Here is a 19710-nt window from a genome sequence, read left to right on the forward strand (position 1 = left end):
TTGATGGAATTTGTATAGGGCGATCTTTTATTTTATGCCCATAATCCTCCATTTTGTGTACATCTTTTCGGAAATAAACTCTAATTTTGCCTTACAAATCTTGTAAATTCCATACTATTTTTCTTACTTATATGTTTTAAATTTGATTTTTTTAAAATGTCCTTTTCTTGGTCATTGTGGCAAGAAAAAATGCGATACGACAAAAGATGCAGTCGTTTTATGTGCAAATTGTTAGATGAAAAGTGAATATGAACAAGGACGTATCTTTTAACCCAAAGAAACCATTTCCACACGTGGACAATAAGAAGGTAGTTGAAATTCTCCCCCTTTTGGAACTCGCCAAATATATTGGAAGGGCTTCTGCCGTGGTCCTCTCAGGAACTGGGGATAAAAAGGAGAGCTATACTGCTTCAGGAAAAAGCCTTTCATCTGAAGATAAAGCCCTTCTGGAGCCTTTTCTGGCCCATAGCCTGAACTCCTCAAAAAACAGAACAATCACATCCCAAGTGCAGAAGGTAGACGGGTTTGAACCTGGAAAATGGAGCCAAGGGAATTTTATCATTGCAGGCTACATGGGTTGGCCCTTGTCATCCGTGGAAGGTAATTCTTTAGGGGTGTTGAGTTTCATCTATGATGCTGCCTTTGAGTTGAATCCCGATCAGGAAAAAGCAATTCGTACAATACTCTCACTAGTGTCCAAAGAACTGGAGGAAGGCCGTGCCCTAGAGGAATTGAGATTGGCCCAAAAGGAACTTAAACTAGAGAGAGAGCACAGAAAAAATATTGTTGAGAACTCTAAACTAAGCCTTTGGAAATGCAATGTAAAGGAAGATACTTTATATATCGATGACAAATGGGCGGCCATCCTCGGATATGATGAGGAAGAAATAAACCCCTTGACCTTGGAGAAATGGGAGTCCATGATTCACCCAACAGATTTGGATATGTTACGGGAGAAATGGAAGCGTTATTTGGCCGGTACAAATGTCAATTACAAGGTGACCTACAGAATAAAGCATAAAGACGGGGCTTGGAAATGGTTTTCGGAATCTGGCAATGCCATAAAACACGATAACAACGGGGTTCCCTTGCAAATGGTGGGCATAGTTGAGGACATCACTCAATTGCAATTGGACAATATACATCTGGAAGAGGCATTACAGCGCCTTACCTACCTGTCCAAGGCTACTTCAGATGCTATTTGGGATTTGGACCTGGTGAACGAGACCCTGCAATGGAACGATAATTTTTTTGAAAATTATGGGCATCAACCGGAAGAATATGCAATGGCGGGGCTGACCCTTTGGGCAGAAAATATCCATCCGGAAGATAGGGTGCGGGTAGAACATAGTTTTGAAGCATCTCTAATAGGTGATAATGAAAACTGGGAGGAGGAATACCGGTTTAGGAAAGCGAACGGAGAATATGTAATTGTGAACGATAAGGCCTTTATCATAAGGGATGCCCATGGGAAGGCTGTTCGTATGATCGGCGCTCTTTGTGATATAACGGAAAAAAATAACTACCTACTCAAGGCAAAAATTGCCAATGAACGTTTTCAGCGTATTATAGATCTTACCAAGGAAGTAATTTATGATTGGGACATCATCAATGAGGATGTGTACTGGGGTTCTGGCTATGTAAAGCAATTTGGCCATGAACTGCCAGAGAAGAAAGTCACGCTCCAGACCAGGATCAATCATTTGCACCCCGATGATGTGCATAGAGTGCTAAACGAATTAAAGGATTTGCTCAAAAATCCGGATCAGAATTATTTTGAGGTGAAGTACCGTTTCCTAAAGGGTGATGGCACCTATATAGATATTCACGAAAAGGCTAGTATCCTTAGAAATGATAATGGGGGCCCGTTCCGTATGGTGGGTACCATGAGGGATGTTTCCGAGGCCAACAGGTACTTGGAGCAGTTGAAAGAATCTGAAAAAAAATACAACGACCTCTTTCATCTTTCGCCCCAACCATCATGGGTCTATGATTTGGAAACCCTTCAATTTTTAGATGTGAATTCCGCGGCCATAGACTGTTATGGATATAGTCTGAGGGAGTTTATGAACCTTACCCTGGCCGATATTAGGCCCAAATCTGAGATAGACCCGTTGATGGTGGAGATTGAGAATGTGCGCTCAGATTCCGAAAGAATTTATGAAGGGGTCTTTAGGCACAGTAAGAGCAATGGGGAAGAATTTGATGTACGTATCTACAGCAATCCGATTAATTTTAGGGGCCGTACCTGTAGACAGGTTGTGGCCTTTGATATTTCTGAACTGACCAAGCACATCAAGACCATTGAATCCCAAAACTCCAAATTCAACAAGATTGCCTGGATGCAGAGCCATGTGCTCAGAGCACCCCTGGTACGAATGATGGGCCTCACCAATTTATTGTTGGATCCGGAGGAAAATACCCAGGGGGAAAATAGATTTGTATTAGAGGAGATCCGTAAATCTTCCAATGAAATAGATCAGATCACCAGAGAGATTGCACAAATAACTAATGAATTGAAAACCAAACAACTGACCAATGGCCAATAAGATTGTTCTTGTGGATGATGATCCGATCATACAATATGTGCATCGTCGGATTCTTAAAAAGTATGCGAACCAAGCAGTTGTTCAATTCGAGAATGGTTCCGATGCCCTGGAATATTTTGAAGGAAACGGGAAAGAGGGGTCGCCCCATCTGGTCTTGTTGGATATCAACATGCCTATTATGGACGGATGGGAATTTTTGGATGTTGTGTACGAGAAAGGGTTGAACCATGACATGACTGTCATTATCTTGACCTCCTCCGTGGATATTCTAGACATGGAAAAGGCGAAAAAGTATGACAACATCATCAGGTTTGAACAAAAACCTTTGACTGCAGAAAAGGTAGGTGCTATTCCTATTCTCTTAGAATATTTAGAACAGGATTAATTTTTAGTATCCCGAAGAAAAGAAAAAAATGTAGTATACAAATTGACCCGTTATTGATCAGATACGGTGCAAAATAAAAAGTAAATTAGGTTACGCAGTACTTCGTTAAAGCCGAGGGAAACAGCCTAGTGGTTTAAAAGAAACCAAAGGCGGCCAAAATTAAGCAAATAATAACGGCTATCAATATCACTATTAATACCGCAACCATGATCCTGAGAAATCCGTTCAGGATTTTTATGCCGATGGTCAATTCGTTTTCCATTTCCATTTGATGAACCTTTGCTTTAAAATTACATAATTAATTGTGAATCTTCAATCGAATCATAGAAAATATCGTCAAAATACGGTGAATATACCATATATCCCACAGAGCCCTATGTTTTTTAAGGTCACTGCTGATGCCTTCGCTATGCGCTACTGTCCTTGGTAAATTGCTTCTCCAAAGCCTCTAAGGAAATCCCCTTTGTCTCAGGCATCATAAAAATCACGAAGAACAATTGTAGGACCATCATAAAGGCAAAGAATATAAAAATAGGCCAAGGATTGTCCTTGAATACGCCATCCGTACTGTCCAAAAATATAGGGGTGATCAAGGTAATGACCGCTGCAAAAACCCAATGTACTCCTGTTCCCCAAGACTGCCCATAGGCACGTACCTTATTGGGAAAAATCTCGGAAATAAACACCCAGATCACCGCTCCCTGGCCAATGGCATGGGAAGCGATAAAAGCACAGATGAAAATTAAAAGCAGGGTAGAGCTCGCCCCTGTATAAAAACACCAGCCTACCATGGATAAACTAATAATATAGCCCAAAGAGCCTATTTTCATCAATTGTTTTCTCCCCAATCTATCGATCAATTGAATACCGATAAGGGTAAAGATGAGGTTGATGATTCCTATGGAAATGGAATTGAAAAGGGATTCTTTTCCTCCCAATCCTGCCCTTTCCAATATTTCAGGGGCATAATACAGTACAAAATTGATGCCCGACAACTGATTGAAAAAAGCAATCAGAAAGGCCAGTACCAAAGGCTTTTTGTATTTCCCTTCGAAGAGTCCGGCTTTGGCGGTTTTTACGCCTATGGAGTTTTTTATTTCTTCAAGTTTTATCAAAGCCTGTGCCTTATCAGAGATATAGGTAAGCATTTTGAGTGCGCCCGCTTCGTCCTTTCTGTTAAGGACAAGCCATCTGGGACTATTGGGCACTTGTAGGACCATGATGCAATAGATCACTGCTGGGATGGCCTCTACCCCCAGCATCCAGCGCCAATCATTGGCACCATCAAATCCCTTTAAAAGGTAATTGGAAATAAAAGCAATGAAAATACCAAAAACGATATTAAATTGGTATAAAGCGCCTAGTTTTCCGCGATTCTGAGCCGTAGAAATTTCCGAGATATAAATGGGCGCTGCAACAGATGAAGCGCCTACTCCCAAACCACCTATAAGCCTAAAGAAGGAAAATATATAGGGATCACTGGCCACAGCAGATCCCAGGGCGGAAATAGTGTATAAGACCCCGATCCAAAATAAGGTTTTCTTTCTGCCTAGCCTATCACAGGGAATACCCCCAAAAAGCGATCCCAAAACGGTACCCCATAGGGCCATGGACATGATAAACGTACCATGAAACCAAGGGGAGGTCTGCCATAGTTCTTTGATGGGCAAATTGGCGCCGCTAATAACAACGGTGTCAAAGCCAAATAGAAATCCCGCTAAGGCTGCGGTAAGGGAAATTCTTAAGATACGTTTGTTCATGGTGGTTGGTCAAAGTATGTAAACATACTAAAAAAACAATCGGGATATAAAAAAAAGTCCGCCTTTTGGAATGTGCCCCAGTCATTTAAAAGCACGTTTCAAAATAGCAACTGACCTCTTATAACAGCTTTTTTATATGGTGTAGAATTTTACTACTGGCGCCCTTGTTTTGGGCAATGTAGTTGGCGTTGCGTGTTCCCGTTTCTTTTCTAAAATCAGGATTTTGTAACAGTGCATCCAAAGTTTTCTGCAATTCCACCTTATCGGAAACGGGGAGTACCCCCTTTAGATGGACCAGGTCCTCCGCCTCTTTAAAGCCTTTGAATTCTGGCCCGATGATTACCGGGATCCCAAAAACGGCAGGCTCCAGAGTATTGTGGAGGCCGGTAGCGAACCCGCCGCCCACATAGGCGATATCGGCATAGCTGTATATTTTGGTAAGGAGTCCGACCGTATCAATGATCAGCACCTCGGCATCTGCGATATCGGTTTTGTCCAATTCAGAGAACAGCACTGTTTTTTTGGTGATGGCCCCTTTCAATTTTTGAATATGGGCCTCTTTGATATTATGGGGCGCTATCGCGAATTTTATGCCCTGGTCGATCTTATTCATGGCCTCCAAGAGAATGGCCTCGTCCTCAGGCCAGGTGCTACCGGCCACCATACATAGGTCGCCCTGTTTGAAGGTAGCCATAAAATCCAGGGTATTGTCCCGCTCCAGAATTTCAGACACCCTATCCAATCTGGTGTCCCCGGCTACAGTGCTGTTGTTGATATCGATAGAGCGGAGCAGGTCCTGGGAATTTTTGTCCTGCACAAAAATATGGGAGAAGGTATGCAGCCCCTTTCTCATAAAACCACCGTAACCCTTAAAGAAAATCTGTCTCTTTAGGAAAATGGCAGAAATTAATAGGGTGGGAACCTGCTGCTGCTTGAGTTCCTGTAAATAGTTGGGCCAGATTTCATACTTCACAAAGATGGCTAGCCTTGGCCGGGCCAAGGCTATAAATTTCCTTGCATTTTTTTTCGTGTCCAAAGGCAGGTAGAGGACCAGATCGGCAACGGTTGTATTTTTTTTGACCTCATAGCCCGATGGCGAGAAAAAGGTCACAAGGATCTTATGGTTGGGATAGGTAACTTTTAGCTTTTCAATGATGGGCAGGCCTTGTTCAAACTCTCCCAGGGAGGCCGTATGTACCCAGATAACCTTGTCTTGTTCGGAAATTTCTTGTTGTAGTTGGGAAAAGACATTTTTTCTGCCATCTACAAACAATTTTAGTTTGGGACTAAAATTGGCGACCAGTTTTAGGACGGAGGATGCTACTAGTACTGCTAAATTATATAGAAATAACACTCGGTAATCGTTTCGCGCTAAATTACGTTTCTTTACAACAATACCTTGGCTTCAGTTCCTTATTTTTGTATTATTGTTATATAAATATTGAAGATGAAGAAAATACAAATGGTAGACCTTAACGGGCAATACCAGTCGATTAAAGAACAGATCAATTCATCCATATCCCAAATTCTAGAAACCACAGCTTTTATAAACGGACCAGAGGTTCATGCCTTTCAAAAGGAGCTTGAGACTTATTTGGGTGTAAAGCATGTTATTCCCTGTGCCAATGGTACGGACGCCCTACAGATTGCCATGATGGGCTTGGGGTTGGAACAAGGGGATGAAGTGATCACTGCAGATTTTACCTTCGCCGCCACGGTAGAGGTTATTGCCCTTTTAAAACTTACCCCTGTTTTGGTGGATGTTGATCCAGACACCTTCAATATAGATCCGGTAGCTTTGGAAAAGGCAATCACCCCCAAAACAAAAGCCATTGTCCCGGTACATCTTTTTGGTCAGTGTGCCAATATGGATGTGATCATGGCAATAGCCAAAAAACACAACTTATTTGTTATTGAAGATAATGCCCAAGCCATTGGGGCCACCCATACCTCGGCAGATGGCACCAAAGTGATGGCTGGAACTATCGGACATGTTGCGGCAACCTCGTTTTTCCCTTCCAAGAATTTAGGCTGTTATGGTGATGGCGGGGCCATTTTCACCAACGACGACGATCTGGCGCATACGCTAAGGGGAATCGTGAACCACGGGATGTATGAGCGTTACCACCACGATGTGGTAGGGGTCAATTCCAGATTGGATTCCATTCAAGCGGCGGTGCTCAGAGCAAAGTTGCCAAAACTGGATGCCTACAATAATAAAAGACGCAATGCCGCCAGGAGCTATTCCAAAGCTTTTCAAGGGCAAAAAAATATTAGAGTTCCAAAAACTGTTAATGGTTGTGAGGGCATTTGCGATACCTGTGACTGCCATGTCTTCCATCAATATACCTTGCGGATAATGAACGGACAAAGGGATGCCCTGGTGCAGCATTTAAGTGAAAAAGGGATTCCATGTGGGGTCTATTATCCCATTCCGTTGCACCGTCAAAAGGCGTATTTGGATGAGCGGTACAAGGAGGCTGATTTTCCTGTGACCAACCAATTGGTGAAGGAGGTCATTTCCCTACCCATGCATACCGAGCTCGATGAGGAGCAGATCAATTTTATTGCACAGACAATTATTAAGTTCATAAACGCTTAAGTAAAATGAAGATACTCGTTACGGGTGGACTTGGATTTATAGGTTCGCATACAGTGGTAGAATTGCAAAATAAAGGTTTTGAGGTCGTCATCATTGACGACCTTTCCAATTCGTCCCAAGAGGTATTGGGGCGCATAACTTCCATTACCGGAAAAGAGCCCGTTTTTGAAAAAATGGATCTTAGGGAAAAAGGAAAAGTGACCGACTTTTTTAAAAGACACCAGGATATCCAGGGGGTAATCCATTTCGCGGCCTCAAAAGCGGTAGGTGAAAGTGTGGACAAGCCTTTGCTCTATTACGAGAACAATATCAATACCTTGGTCTATGTCCTTCAAGAGCTGACCCAAAAGGAAAAGGCAGGATTTATTTTTAGCTCTTCCTGTACGGTTTATGGCCAAGCAGACACCATGCCCATTACAGAAGACGCGCCGGTAAAACCAGCAGAATCCCCTTATGGGAATACCAAACAAATAGGAGAGGAGATTATCAGGGATATCTGTAAAGTGACGCCTGCTCTTAATGCCATTTCGTTGCGATATTTTAATCCAATGGGTGCCCATCCTTCTGCTGCCATTGGGGAATTGCCTATTGGAGTGCCACAAAATTTGGTGCCTTTTATCACCCAGACCGGGGTGGGATTGCGAGAGCAACTATCGGTCTTTGGGGATGATTACCCAACCTCTGATGGTACCTGTATTAGGGACTATATCCATGTAGTGGATCTTGCAAAGGCGCACGTGGTGGCATTGGAAAGACTGCTAGAAGGAAAAAACAAGGAGAACTATGAGGTCTTTAATGTGGGGACAGGAACAGGTAGTACCGTTTTGGAGGTCATCAAAAGTTTTGAGAAAGTATCCGGGAAAAAATTGAACTACAAAATTGTGGACCGTAGGGCCGGCGATATTACTTCGGCCTATGCGGATACCACCAAAGCCAATAACATTCTTGGGTGGAAAGCAGCATCTACATTGGATGAAGCCATGAAATCTGCATGGGATTGGGAATTGAAAGTTAGAAATAAATAGCACTACATCATGAAAAAGATACTCTTATCCGTTTTGGCATTTTTGCCTTTTTTGGTCGCCGCCCAAGACACTTATTTGCACTGTGGTAAAGTGGTGGATGTGAAATCGGGCAAGGTCCTTACCGAAAAAACCATCATAGTTTCCGGAGATAAGATCAAGGAAATTAAAAACGGCTATGTGTCGGGATGGGAAAATGACAAGAGTATCGACCTAAAAAATAAAACGGTCCTTCCCGGACTGATCGATATGCATGTGCATATAGAAAGCGAGTCCAACCCCAAAACATATATTAATAGGTATGTGCAAAATGAGGCCGATATTGCCTTTGAATCAACCGTATATGCCAAGAATACCTTAATGGCAGGTTTTACTACCGTTAGGGATTTAGGGGGCAGTGGAGTAAACATAGCCCTGCGAAATGCTATCAATAAAGGCTTGGTGGATGGACCACGAATATTCACGGCAGGTAAATCTATTGCCACAACAGGGGGGCATGCAGATCCTACCAACGGCATGAAAAGTGACCTTATGGGAGATCCAGGACCAAAAGAAGGGGTTGTAAATTCTCCTGAAGACGGTAAGAAAGCCGTAAGACAGCGCTATAAAGATGGTGCCGATGTTATAAAGATTACGGCGACTGGCGGCGTACTTAGTGTGGCCAAAAGCGGCAGTAACCCACAGTTTACCGTGGAGGAAATAAAGGCCATTACAGAAACGGCCAAAGATTATGGGATGCTTACCGCAGCCCATGCCCATGGAGACGAAGGGATGCAGAGAGCCATCTTGGGAGGGGTAAAAACCATTGAACACGGGACCTTTATGAGTGATGCCACCATGGACATGATGGTAAAATACAACAGTTATCTGGTGCCGACCATCATAGCTGGGAAACAGGTAGTGGAGAAAGCCGCAATCCCGGGTTATTTTCCAGAAGTGGTGGCCCAAAAGGCAAGAGAAGTGGGACCATTGGTGGCGGACATGTTCAAGAGGGCCTATAAAAAAGGAGTGCCGATCGCATTTGGTACAGATGCCGGAGTGTTTACCCATGGTCTTAATGCCAGGGAGTTTGGGTATATGGTAGAAGGAGGAATGCCGGTTATGGAGGCCTTGGCCTCGGCTACCGTCACCAATGCCGATCTATTGGGGATGGGCGACAGTCTTGGACAGTTAAAAGCAGGATATTTGGCAGACATCGTGGCCGTAAATGAGAATCCTGTGGATAATGTGGCTACCTTGGAAAAAGTGACCTTTGTGATGAAAAATGGCGCCGTTTATAAAAACGAGTAAACCAAAACTTGGGATTATCCGTAGATAGCATATGGTAGTAAATTTTCCCAATAGCACAAAATTGCTGGAGACGGCAGAGGCAGAAAACCTATATGGCAAATTGGTGGCCCAATTGATCAAAGACTTCGGCTTGGCCAATATATTCATAGAGCTTGAGGAGGGTATTGCCCCTGAAGATCTAAAGAAGGTCATCCACGAAAAAATCTACGTGCTCATCATGGAGAGGTTCGCGGACTACCTCAATCTGCTTTATATCATTGACGTGCCCGAAAATACGGTAAAGGCCATCACGGCGGTAGATGTGGTTGAAGTTGCCGATGAGGTCACTTTCCTTATCCTAAAAAGGGAATGGCAAAAAGTCTGGTTCAAGGCGAAATACAATTAAAAATAGACTCTCACAAAAGGCATAAAAGGGTCTGCATAAATACTCTTTTCATCATCGTAAAGCAGGTCGTATCTGATCCCAAAGGTCACATTGCGGTTGCTGTAGCCCACCCCTATAAACAAAGCCGGAGACCAATAGTTGTCCTCTATATTGGCGCCTTCAAACCCATAATCCCTGTTCACCCGCAACTGTTCCAGTTCTGCCGACAATTGTATGGGCCGTACAGGGTTGAAAAGTGTCAGAAGACTGCCGCCATAGGCCATTAATTTGGATTCCTGGAACTTGGAATAATTAAAATTAAGTCCTAATCCGAAGGCGATCTGTTCGTTGGCCTGGTAAATGGCACTAGGCGAAAGAGCGGCGTTAAAAGAGTCCCTGCCAAAACCGAGACCAATGCCTCCCCCATAGTGCACATTGTTCCAAAAATCCCCTGAATTCACATATCCCTGAGCGGTAGTGATAATACTGCTTAGTGTGAAAAAAAACATCAAAACAGTTTTTTTTGAGAGGTAATGCTTCCTTTTCATAATATTCGTTAATTTTTACAATATTCAGCCCTAAGGTAAGCTTGGAAATGTTAATTGTTGTATTTTTGATTAAATTTTGTTCAAAAGACAGAGACAACCGTTCATGGATAAATATTCTTTTTTAAATGCTGCGCATACTTCCTTTTTCGCAGAACTATATGACAAGTATTTAACGAATCCCGATAGCGTTGAGCCAAGTTGGCGTGCGTTTTTCCAAGGTTTTGACTTTGGTCAGGAGAGTGCCTGGGATGAAATGGAAATGCCAGCTTCATCTGCTGGTGCCGCCATGCCCCAAGGGCAGCAAGTGGAAATTCCGCAAACTCTTCAGAAGGAATTTCAAGTCGTAAAACTTATTGATGGGTACCGCAGTAGAGGGCACCTGTTTACAAAAACCAATCCTGTTAGGGAAAGACGAAAGTATACCCCAACCTTGGACATAGAAAACTTTGGCCTGGAACCAGGGGATATGGATACGGTTTTTACGGCGGGTCAAATCATTGGAATAGGTAAGAGTACCTTGAGGGAGATCATTGACCACTTAAAGAGTATCTATTGTGACGCCATTGGGGTGGAGTACATGTACATCAGAACCCCTGAGCGTATTGAATGGATTCAAAATAGATTGAACATAAACGACAACCATCCTAAGTACAGTAACGACCGTAAAAAGCATCTTCTAAAAAAGTTGAATGAGGCTGTTTCTTTTGAAAGTTTCTTGCATACCAAATATGTGGGGCAGAAAAGATTTTCATTGGAAGGGAACGAGTCTTTGATCCCAGCTTTGGACGCCGTTGTGGAAAGGGCTGCCGAAATGGGCGTGGAGCAGTTTGTGATGGGAATGGCCCATAGGGGTAGGTTGAGCGTACTTACCAATATTTTCGGAAAATCCCCTAAGGATATTTTTGGGGAGTTTGATGGGAAGGATTATGAGCAGGATATTTTTGATGGAGACGTAAAGTACCATTTGGGATGGACCTCCGATAGGATGTCCGACAATGGAAATAAAATAAAAATGAACATAGCCCCCAACCCGTCCCACTTGGAAACGGTAGGTGCGGTTGTGGAGGGAATCACAAGGGCCAAGCAAGATGAGTATTACCCTGACGATTTTTCTAAAGTATTGCCCATTATAGTCCATGGTGATGCTGCCATAGCCGGTCAGGGCTTGGTATACGAAGTAGTGCAAATGGCAGATTTGGATGGGTACAGAACAAACGGTACCATCCATATTGTAGTGAACAACCAAATAGGGTTCACCACCAATTATCTCGATGCCAGAACCTCTACCTATTGCACCGATGTGGCAAAGGTGACCTTGAGTCCAGTGTTGCACGTTAATGCAGATGATCCCGAGGCCGTGGTACATGCTTCCATGTTTGCCCTGGAATATAGGATGACCTTTAAAAGGGATGTCTTCTTGGATTTATTGGGGTATAGAAAGTACGGGCATAATGAAGGTGATGAGCCTAGATTTACCCAGCCTAAATTGTATAAGGCTATTGCAAGCCATCAGAATGCGAGAGACCTTTATGCGGCGAAATTAATTGCAGAAGGGGTTATCGACGAAAGTTTTGTGCCTAAATTGGAAGAAGAATACAAGGCTTCCCTGGAAGAGGATCTGGAAGATTCCAGAAAATTGGACAAAACGGTAATTACACCATTCATGGCAGATGAATGGAGTGGTTTTGAAGCGGTGCAGGAAGAGGAGATGATGAAGCCGGTGGATACCACTTTCGATAAAAAGAAATTGACCGAGATTGCCAAGATCATCACAGAATTGCCCAAGGGGAAAAAGTTCTTGCGCAAGGTGGTGAAGTTGATCGATGACCGAAAGAAAATGTTCTTTGAAACGGACACTTTGGATTGGGCCATGGGAGAACTTTTGGCCTATGGTACATTGTTGCATGAAGGTTACGGAGTGCGTATGTCCGGTCAGGATGTGGAGCGTGGAACGTTTTCACACCGTCATGCCGTAGTAAAAGTAGAAGAAAGTGAAGAGGAGATCATGCAATTGAACATGCTTTCCGAAGATCAGGGAAGGTTTCAAATCTACAACTCCCTATTATCAGAATACGGGGTAGTGGGCTTTGATTATGGTTATGCGATGGCCAGTCCCAATACCTTGACGATCTGGGAGGCACAATTTGGGGATTTCAGTAATGGGGCCCAAATCATGATTGATCAATATATTTCTGCAGCTGAGGATAAATGGAAACTTCAAAACGGTTTGGTGATGTTGTTGCCACACGGTTATGAAGGACAAGGAGCGGAGCATTCATCGGCAAGGATGGAACGGTACCTGCAATTATGTGCCAAGGATAATATGTACATTGCAGATTGTACCACCCCAGCAAACATGTTCCATTTGTTGCGAAGACAGATGAAATCCAATTTTAGAAAACCTTTGATCGTGTTTACCCCAAAAAGTCTCTTGCGTCATCCAAAAGCGGTTTCCTCTGCAGACGAGATGGCCAATGGCAAATTCCAAGAGGTGATAGACGACGTAAGTGCAGATGATAAAAAGATAAAAAGTCTGGTCTTTTGTACCGGGAAGTTCTATTACGATCTGTTGGCGGTAAAAGAGGAAAACAATAGGGATGATGTTGCCCTGGTAAGGGTGGAGCAATTATTCCCATTGCCTGCAGCCCAAATGAAGGATATCATTGCGAAATATAAAAACGCGGATGACATCGTATGGGCACAGGAAGAGCCACGTAACATGGGCGCCTGGAGCCACTTGTTGATGCACTTCAGTGATGTAAGCAAATTCAGGGTAGCCTCTAGAAGATTCTATGCTTCTCCAGCTGCCGGTAGCGCTGTACGTTCCAAAAGACGTCACCAAGAAGTCATTACCTATGTTTTTGATAAGACAAAGGACAACATGGTAAGAGAAAATATAAAATAATAACGCATCTATTAAAATTATAAAATAATGATTTTAGAAATGAAAGTTCCCTCTCCTGGGGAATCTATTACCGAGGTAGAAATAGCAGAATGGTTGGTAAAAGATGGTGATTATGTGGAAAAGGACCAGGCCATTGCCGAGGTCGATTCCGATAAGGCCACATTGGAACTGCCTGCGGAAGATAGTGGAATTATAACTTTAAAGGCTGAGGTCGGTGATGCGGTTGCAGTAGGAGAAGTAGTTTGCTTGATCGATACAAGTGCCGAAAAACCGGCCGGTGGAGATAAGGGAGCTAGTGCCAAAGCTGAAAAAGAAGAGGTGAAGGAAGAGCCTAAAAAGGCTGAAAAACCAGCGGAGCCTGCAAAAGCAAAAGAGACCTACGCGTCTGGGACAGCTTCCCCGGCAGCTAAGAAAATATTAGAGGAAAAGAATATGGATGCCTCTTCCATCAAAGGCACCGGCAGGGACGGTAGAATCACCAAAGATGATGCAGTCAATGCAGTTCCATCCATGGGTACCCCTAAAGGTGGCAAGAGAGGTGAGACAAGAACAAAATTATCCATGTTGCGCCGTAAGGTAGCGGAACGTTTGGTGATGGTGAAAAATGAAACGGCCATGTTGACCACTTTTAACGAAGTGGATATGTCGCCAATTTTTGATCTTCGCAACCAGTACAAAGAGCAGTTTAAAGACAAGCACGGCGTAGGGCTTGGTTTTATGTCGTTCTTCACCAAAGCAGTGATCAGGGCATTACAAATGTATCCTTCTGTGAATTCCATGATAGATGGCAAAGAAATGATCTCCTTTGATTTTTGTGATATCAGTATCGCGGTTTCCGGGCCTAAAGGGTTAATGGTGCCTGTTATCAGAAATGCAGAGAACCTATCTTTTAGAGGGGTAGAGGCAGAAGTAAAAAGATTGGCATTAAGGGCTCGTGAGGGTGAGATTACCGTGGATGAGATGACGGGGGGAACCTTTACCATTACCAATGGTGGCGTTTTTGGCTCCATGTTGTCAACTCCAATTATCAATCCTCCGCAAAGTGCTATTTTGGGAATGCATAATATAGTGGAAAGACCAATTGCCAAAGATGGCAAAGTGGTTATAGCGCCCATTATGTATGTGGCCCTTTCCTATGACCATAGAATAATTGACGGCAAGGAATCTGTTGGTTTCTTGGTAGCGGTTAAAGAGGCATTGGAGAGTCCGGTAGAATTGTTGATGGACAATGATGTAACTAAAGGTTTGGAGCTATAAACTTCAAATACAATATAATAAAAGCCCGAAGTTTACTTCGGGCTTTTTTGTTTTAGGTAAACGCACTTTTTGTCGTAATCTATAATGGCTTTTCCCTTCTTTAGGACGTCGGCACCTACCACCCCATCAACGGGTTGAGCATTGTGGGATATCAAGGCTTCGTTTACGTGTACCAGATCAAAAAGGACCAGCTTCACCTTTTCTTGGGACCATTGCCCAATTTCGATAGTGTTCTTGGTGGATATTTGGGTCTCCATATTGGTGGCTCCAGCCCCGGCGGCCTTAATTTTGGAGTTCTTGGATACCAGTTCAAAATATTCAATTTTATCCAGTCCAACACAAGTATTGGAGGCGCCTGTATCCAATATAAATCTACCGGTGATGCCATTGATCTTGGCAATGATCTCAAAATGGTCTGTTGCCGTTAGATCTAAAGGCACTTGAATATAGTTTTTGCCCTTTAAGAACTTTTTGAGGCTTTTCATTTATTTTTTTGGCAAAGATAAGGCTATTTTTGCGGCATGATACTTACAGACACACATACACATTTATATAGTGAGGCTTTTGATGAGGATAGGGAGAAGGTCATAAAAAAGGCCATGGATCTAGGGGTGAAACGATTTTTTATTCCCGCTATAGATTCTTCATATACGGCCTCCATGTTGGCACTGGAAAAAGCGTATCCGGACCATATGTATCTTATGTCGGGCCTGCATCCGACCCATGTAAAGGAAAACTTTAAAGAAGAATTACAGCATGTGGAGGAGATGATGTCCACGCACAAGTTTTATGCGGTAGGGGAAATCGGAATCGACCTATATTGGGACAAGACCTTTTTAAAAGAGCAGCAAGAAGCCTTTAAACTTCAGATCCAACTGGCCAAAAAACACAAATTGCCAATTGTCATCCATTGCAGGGAAGCCTTTGAAGAGATTTTTGAGGTATTGGAAGAAGAGCGAGGGGATGATCTTTTTGGTATCTTCCACTGTTTTACCGGCGATTACCAACAGGCGCAAAGAGCTATAGGATTTCAAATGAAATTGGGAATAGGGGGCGTGGTGACCTTTAAAAATGGAAAAATAGATACTTTTCTGGACCAAATAGACCCCAAGCATATTGTTTTGGAGACGGACTCACCTTATTTGGCGCCCGTTCCTTATCGCGGGAAAAGAAATGAGAGTGCTTATCTTATCAATGTGGTGGAAAAGCTCGCGGGAATCTATAAAAGAAGTGAAGAAGAAATTGCCGAAATTACAACGGCCAATTCCAAAGCTATTTTTGGGATATAATAATAAGTATGGAAATGGAAGATAAAACCAAGATCATGTTGATCTACACCGGTGGAACCATTGGGATGGTCAAAGACTATAGTACTGGCGCCCTGAAGGCTTTCAATTTTAAAAAATTGGAAAAGCACATCCCGGAATTGAGTCAGTTGGATTGTAGCATTGACAGCGTCTCCTTTGACACCCCAATAGATTCATCCAACATGAATATCACACATTGGGTTTCCATAGCAACTATGATAGAGGAGCATTATGAAAATTATGACGGCTTTGTAGTTCTACATGGAAGTGACACCATGAGCTACACCTCCTCAGCGTTGAGCTATATGTTGGAACATTTGGCCAAACCTGTGATCTTTACCGGATCCCAGTTGCCCATAGGGGATTTGCGTACAGATGCCAAAGAGAATTTGATCACCTCCATTCAAATTGCGGCATTGCAAAATGGTTCTGGTCCCGTGATCAAAGAGGTCTGTCTTTATTTTGAATATAAGCTCTACAGGGCCAACAGGACCACCAAGTTCAATGCGGAACATTTTGAGGCGTTTGGATCCTTGAATTATCCCGAGCTGGTAGAATCTGGAGTGCATTTAAAGGTTCACTATGACCATTTATGGGTGGGAAATAGAAACAAAAAGTTCATTGTCCATAAAAAAATGGACGATAATGTGGCTATCTTAAAACTTTTTCCGGGGTTAAAAAGGTCGGTTTTGCAAAGTATTTTGAAAATCCCTGGATTAAAAGCATTGGTTTTGGAGACTTATGGTGCAGGAAATGCCCCAACAGATGCATGGTTGCTACAAGATTTAAAGGATGCAATTGATGGCGGGCTGCACATCGTAAACGTAACACAATGCTCGGGAGGAAGTGTAATTATGGGTCAATATGAAACCAGTGAGCATTTGCAAAAACTGCAACTGATTAATGGTAAGGATATTACAACGGAGGCTGCCATTACCAAACTGATGTATCTCTTGGGGAGCAACGTTTCCGCTAAGTTGTTCAAAACCATATTTGAAACTTCACTGAGAGGGGAAATGCAATAAATTAACTGATTTAATTTCTTTTACTAATTATTTTTTTGTTATTTGGCCTCCCTAAAACAAAGGAATAGAGAGGTGGCCGAGTGGTCGAAGGCGCACGCCTGGAAAGTGTGTATACCCCAAAAGGGTATCGAGGGTTCGAATCCCTTCCTCTCTGCTTTTAAGTTTTAATTTTTTAATCATAAATTTTTTTTATCTTTAACCCTATTAACTAACTAATTTTAAGTTTCAAAGAAATGAAAAGATTATTCTCTATCCTGGCCATGGCTGGGTTGTTTGTACTAAGCACAAATACCGTAAATGCAAAAGCTGGAGCAACAGCGTTGGTTTCAAACCTATCGTCAATTGCTACAACAGCAGTAATGTTACAAGACGAAGCTCCTGCAGAAGTAGAAAAAGGCTTTACTCAAGTATTGAAAGAACAGTTTATTCAAGGTGGTGCCGGATTTATGGGTATCGTTCTTTTATGTTTGATTTTAGGTTTGGCAGTAGCGATTGAAAGAATTATTTTCTTAAATCTTGCTAGCACCAATACTACAAAACTTAAGCAAAGCGTAGAAGATGCTTTAGCTTCCGGTGGTGTTGAAGCCGCTAAAGAAGTTTGTAGAAATACAAAAGGACCAGTTGCCTCTATATTCTACCAAGGATTGGACAGAGCTGGCGAAGGTGTAGAATCTGCTGAAAAAGCCGTAGTTGCTTATGGTGGTGTTCAAATGGGCCAATTGGAGAAAAACGTTTCTTGGTTGTCTTTATTTATCGCTGTGGCGCCGATGCTTGGTTTCATGGGAACTGTAATTGGTATGATTCAGGCCTTCCAAAAGATTGCTGCAGTAGGTAACTTAAGTGCTTCCCTTATTGCTGGTGATATTCAGGTGGCGTTATTGACAACGGTATTTGGTTTGATCACTGCGATCATCCTTCAAATCTTCTATAACTACATCATCGCTAAGATCGATGGTATTGTTAATGATATGGAAGATTCATCAATCGCTTTGATTGATATGTTGGTAGATCACAAAAAATAAGTCGCACCCCTAATACAGAAAGCGTTATGCACAAAATATTAAAATATATATTGGTTGCCCTAAGCTTAATTGGTGCCTTGTTATGGTTCCAGTTGCCTAGTGCAGATATGCCGGCTTCCGAGGCGGTAAATAGTACGCCTATGAACTTGATGTTCATAATCACTTACATCCTATTGGGAATTGCAATTGTTTTTAGTGTTGTTTTTGCACTTAAAAACTTGTTGACGACTCCTGATAATATGAAGAAAGCTTTGTTCGCCCTTGGTGGTTTACTATTGGTAGTTGCTATCTCTTACGGATTGGCAACAGGTACCGATGTAAATCTTACCGAAATGGCCAACAAAGGTATTCCAACAACGGAGAGTACAGTTAGAACAATTGGAATGGGATTGAATGTATTTTTTATCCTGACCGCTGTCGCAGTACTCCTGATGATCGTTCCAGGAATCAAAAAAATGTTTAGTAAATAAAAATATATAGTTATGCCAAGAAGAGGAGCACCACCAGAGGTTAATGCCGGTTCTATGGCAGACATTGCGTTCTTGTTACTTATCTTTTTCCTAGTGACCACCACTATCGAAACAGATGCAGGTTTGGATCGTATGTTGCCACCGATAGAGCCGCCTACAGAAGAACCGCCGATCATTAAGGAAAGAAATATCTTTACGGTTAACATCAACAGAAATGGCCAATTATTGGTTGAGGATGAATTGACCAACATTAAGGACCTTAGAACCAAAGCGATAGCTTTTTTGGATAACGGGGGGGCCGCTTCTGGTACACCAGAGTATTGCAGTTACTGCAAAGGGAAAAGAGATCCCGCTTCTTCAGACAATCCTACTAAGGCTATCATTTCTTTAAAGAATGACAGGGAAACCAAGTACGGAACGTATATTACAGTTCAGAACGAACTGGTAGGAGCATATAACGATTTGCGTAATAGAGAAGCGCAGAGATTATATAAAAGGGATTTTACAGAAATGGAAGCCTTGTATCTGAATCCGGAGACACCATCCGCTGTGCGTGATGAGTTAAAGGAGAGGGTAGCAAACATTCAGGACCTGTTTCCACAGAAATTATCTGAGGCGGAAACGGCTACGTCTAATTAAAGAGAACTAAAACAATATAAAATGTCAAAATTCAATAAGAAAAAGGATGCTGCTTTACCAGCAGTGAACACAGCTTCACTTCCGGATATTGTTTTCATGTTGTTGTTCTTCTTTATGACGGTGACCGTAATGAAAGATAGTACACTGAAAGTGGAGAATACATTACCAAATGCTTCCGAGATCAAGAAATTGGAAAAGAAGGACAGGGTAATCTATATCTATGTAGGGAAACCGACCCGTGAGTACGAAAAGGTTTATGGTACAGAATCAAAGATTCAATTGAACGATAAATTTGCAAGTGCTTCGGAAGTTGGGGACTATATTTTAGCAGAAAGGGCCAAAAAGCCTCAAGAATTGCAAAATGTACTTACCACTGCACTTAAGGTGGACAAAAATGCCAATATGGGTATCATATCCGATATCAAATTAGAATTGAGAAAAGTGAATGCCCTGAAGGTGAACTACACTACATTTGAGGGTGATGCTTTCAGAAATTTACAGTAAGCTTAAAAATTATTAGTTTATATATCAAACGCTCCAAAGTCAATTTGGAGCGTTTTTTTTA

The 19710-nt window shown here is 42.5% G+C and carries 18 protein-coding genes and 1 tRNA gene; 15 read left to right on the top strand and 4 right to left on the bottom strand.

What is annotated here, in order from left to right:
- Positions 1–248: 248 nt before the first annotated feature.
- Together SB49_RS14415 and SB49_RS14420 are read left to right on the top strand one after the other, a co-directional pair.
- Complete coding sequence (locus SB49_RS14415; RefSeq protein ID WP_062057954.1) at positions 249–2549, top strand: PAS domain-containing protein; 2301 nt, start codon at positions 249–251, stop codon at positions 2547–2549.
- Positions 2539–2934 carry a response regulator gene (locus SB49_RS14420; RefSeq protein WP_062057957.1) on the top strand — a complete coding sequence of 132 codons (396 nt, stop codon included), beginning with the start codon at positions 2539–2541 and terminating at the stop codon, positions 2932–2934. The genes SB49_RS14415 and SB49_RS14420 overlap by 11 nt, the downstream gene beginning before the upstream one ends.
- A gap of 407 nt (positions 2935–3341) precedes the next feature.
- Here SB49_RS14420 and SB49_RS14425 read toward each other — a convergent pair whose 3' ends face one another.
- Both SB49_RS14425 and SB49_RS14430 read right to left on the bottom strand, forming a co-directional pair.
- Positions 3342–4694, bottom strand: a complete 1353-nt coding sequence (locus SB49_RS14425) for a sugar porter family MFS transporter (protein WP_062057960.1) — start codon at positions 4692–4694, stop codon at positions 3342–3344.
- A gap of 118 nt (positions 4695–4812) precedes the next feature.
- On the bottom strand, positions 4813–6048 hold the full coding sequence (locus SB49_RS14430) for a 3-deoxy-D-manno-octulosonic acid transferase (RefSeq protein ID WP_062057963.1): 1236 nt from the start codon (positions 6046–6048) through the stop codon (positions 4813–4815).
- A gap of 93 nt (positions 6049–6141) precedes the next feature.
- On the opposite strand from SB49_RS14430, the gene SB49_RS14435 reads away from it, so the two are divergent.
- Genes SB49_RS14435 through SB49_RS14450 form a run of 4 tightly spaced genes read left to right on the top strand, consistent with a single transcriptional unit; the run spans position 6142 to position 9993 of the window.
- Positions 6142–7296 (top strand): DegT/DnrJ/EryC1/StrS family aminotransferase, encoded by a 1155-nt coding sequence (locus SB49_RS14435; RefSeq protein WP_062057965.1) that lies wholly within the window; start codon positions 6142–6144, stop codon positions 7294–7296.
- Between the two features lie 5 nt (positions 7297–7301).
- Positions 7302–8321, top strand: coding sequence for a UDP-glucose 4-epimerase GalE (galE, locus tag SB49_RS14440; RefSeq protein WP_062057968.1), 1020 nt, complete (start codon positions 7302–7304; stop codon positions 8319–8321).
- A gap of 9 nt (positions 8322–8330) precedes the next feature.
- Positions 8331–9608: a metal-dependent hydrolase family protein gene (locus tag SB49_RS14445; protein ID WP_062057971.1), complete on the top strand. Its 1278-nt coding sequence runs from the start codon at positions 8331–8333 to the stop codon at positions 9606–9608.
- Positions 9609–9639: 31 nt separating this feature from the next.
- Positions 9640–9993 carry a hypothetical protein gene (locus SB49_RS14450; protein ID WP_062057974.1) on the top strand — a complete coding sequence of 118 codons (354 nt, stop codon included), beginning with the start codon at positions 9640–9642 and terminating at the stop codon, positions 9991–9993.
- Here SB49_RS14450 and SB49_RS14455 read toward each other — a convergent pair.
- The gene (locus tag SB49_RS14455) at positions 9990–10481 is read right to left on the bottom strand and encodes a hypothetical protein (RefSeq protein ID WP_062059277.1); all 492 of its coding nucleotides are present in this window, start codon (positions 10479–10481) and stop codon (positions 9990–9992) included. The genes SB49_RS14450 and SB49_RS14455 overlap by 4 nt on opposite strands.
- A gap of 142 nt (positions 10482–10623) precedes the next feature.
- Here SB49_RS14455 and SB49_RS14460 point away from each other — a divergent pair, with 142 nt between their 5' ends.
- Together SB49_RS14460 and odhB are read left to right on the top strand one after the other, a co-directional pair.
- Positions 10624–13425, top strand: coding sequence for a 2-oxoglutarate dehydrogenase E1 component (locus SB49_RS14460; protein ID WP_062057977.1), 2802 nt, complete (start codon positions 10624–10626; stop codon positions 13423–13425).
- Positions 13426–13452: 27 nt separating this feature from the next.
- Entirely contained in the window at positions 13453–14682 is a 1230-nt protein-coding gene (odhB, locus tag SB49_RS14465; RefSeq protein ID WP_062057980.1) for a 2-oxoglutarate dehydrogenase complex dihydrolipoyllysine-residue succinyltransferase, read from the top strand.
- A gap of 32 nt (positions 14683–14714) precedes the next feature.
- Here the strand turns inward: odhB and SB49_RS14470 are convergent, their stop codons facing one another.
- Positions 14715–15167 carry a retropepsin-like aspartic protease family protein gene (locus tag SB49_RS14470; RefSeq protein WP_062057983.1) on the bottom strand — a complete coding sequence of 151 codons (453 nt, stop codon included), beginning with the start codon at positions 15165–15167 and terminating at the stop codon, positions 14715–14717.
- A 36-nt stretch (positions 15168–15203) separates the two neighbouring features.
- Here SB49_RS14470 and SB49_RS14475 point away from each other — a divergent pair, with 36 nt between their 5' ends.
- From SB49_RS14475 to SB49_RS14505, 7 genes are all read left to right on the top strand, one after another.
- On the top strand, positions 15204–15971 hold the full coding sequence (locus SB49_RS14475; protein WP_062057985.1) for a TatD family hydrolase: 768 nt from the start codon (positions 15204–15206) through the stop codon (positions 15969–15971).
- A gap of 14 nt (positions 15972–15985) precedes the next feature.
- Positions 15986–17014, top strand: a complete 1029-nt coding sequence (locus SB49_RS14480; RefSeq protein ID WP_062059280.1) for an asparaginase — start codon at positions 15986–15988, stop codon at positions 17012–17014.
- 66 nt (positions 17015–17080) lie between these two features.
- Positions 17081–17168, top strand: a tRNA-Ser gene (locus tag SB49_RS14485).
- A gap of 79 nt (positions 17169–17247) precedes the next feature.
- Positions 17248–18036: a MotA/TolQ/ExbB proton channel family protein gene (locus SB49_RS14490; RefSeq protein WP_062057988.1), complete on the top strand. Its 789-nt coding sequence runs from the start codon at positions 17248–17250 to the stop codon at positions 18034–18036.
- Between the two features lie 26 nt (positions 18037–18062).
- Positions 18063–18506, top strand: a complete 444-nt coding sequence (locus SB49_RS14495) for a hypothetical protein (protein WP_062057990.1) — start codon at positions 18063–18065, stop codon at positions 18504–18506.
- A 12-nt stretch (positions 18507–18518) separates the two neighbouring features.
- Positions 18519–19145, top strand: a complete 627-nt coding sequence (locus tag SB49_RS14500; RefSeq protein ID WP_062057994.1) for an ExbD/TolR family protein — start codon at positions 18519–18521, stop codon at positions 19143–19145.
- Positions 19146–19166: 21 nt separating this feature from the next.
- Complete coding sequence (locus SB49_RS14505; RefSeq protein ID WP_062057997.1) at positions 19167–19649, top strand: ExbD/TolR family protein; 483 nt, start codon at positions 19167–19169, stop codon at positions 19647–19649.
- Positions 19650–19710: the final 61 nt, after the last annotated feature.

Origin of the sequence: Sediminicola sp. YIK13 (assembly GCF_001430825.1) — a bacterium.
Classification (GTDB): domain Bacteria; phylum Bacteroidota; class Bacteroidia; order Flavobacteriales; family Flavobacteriaceae; genus Sediminicola.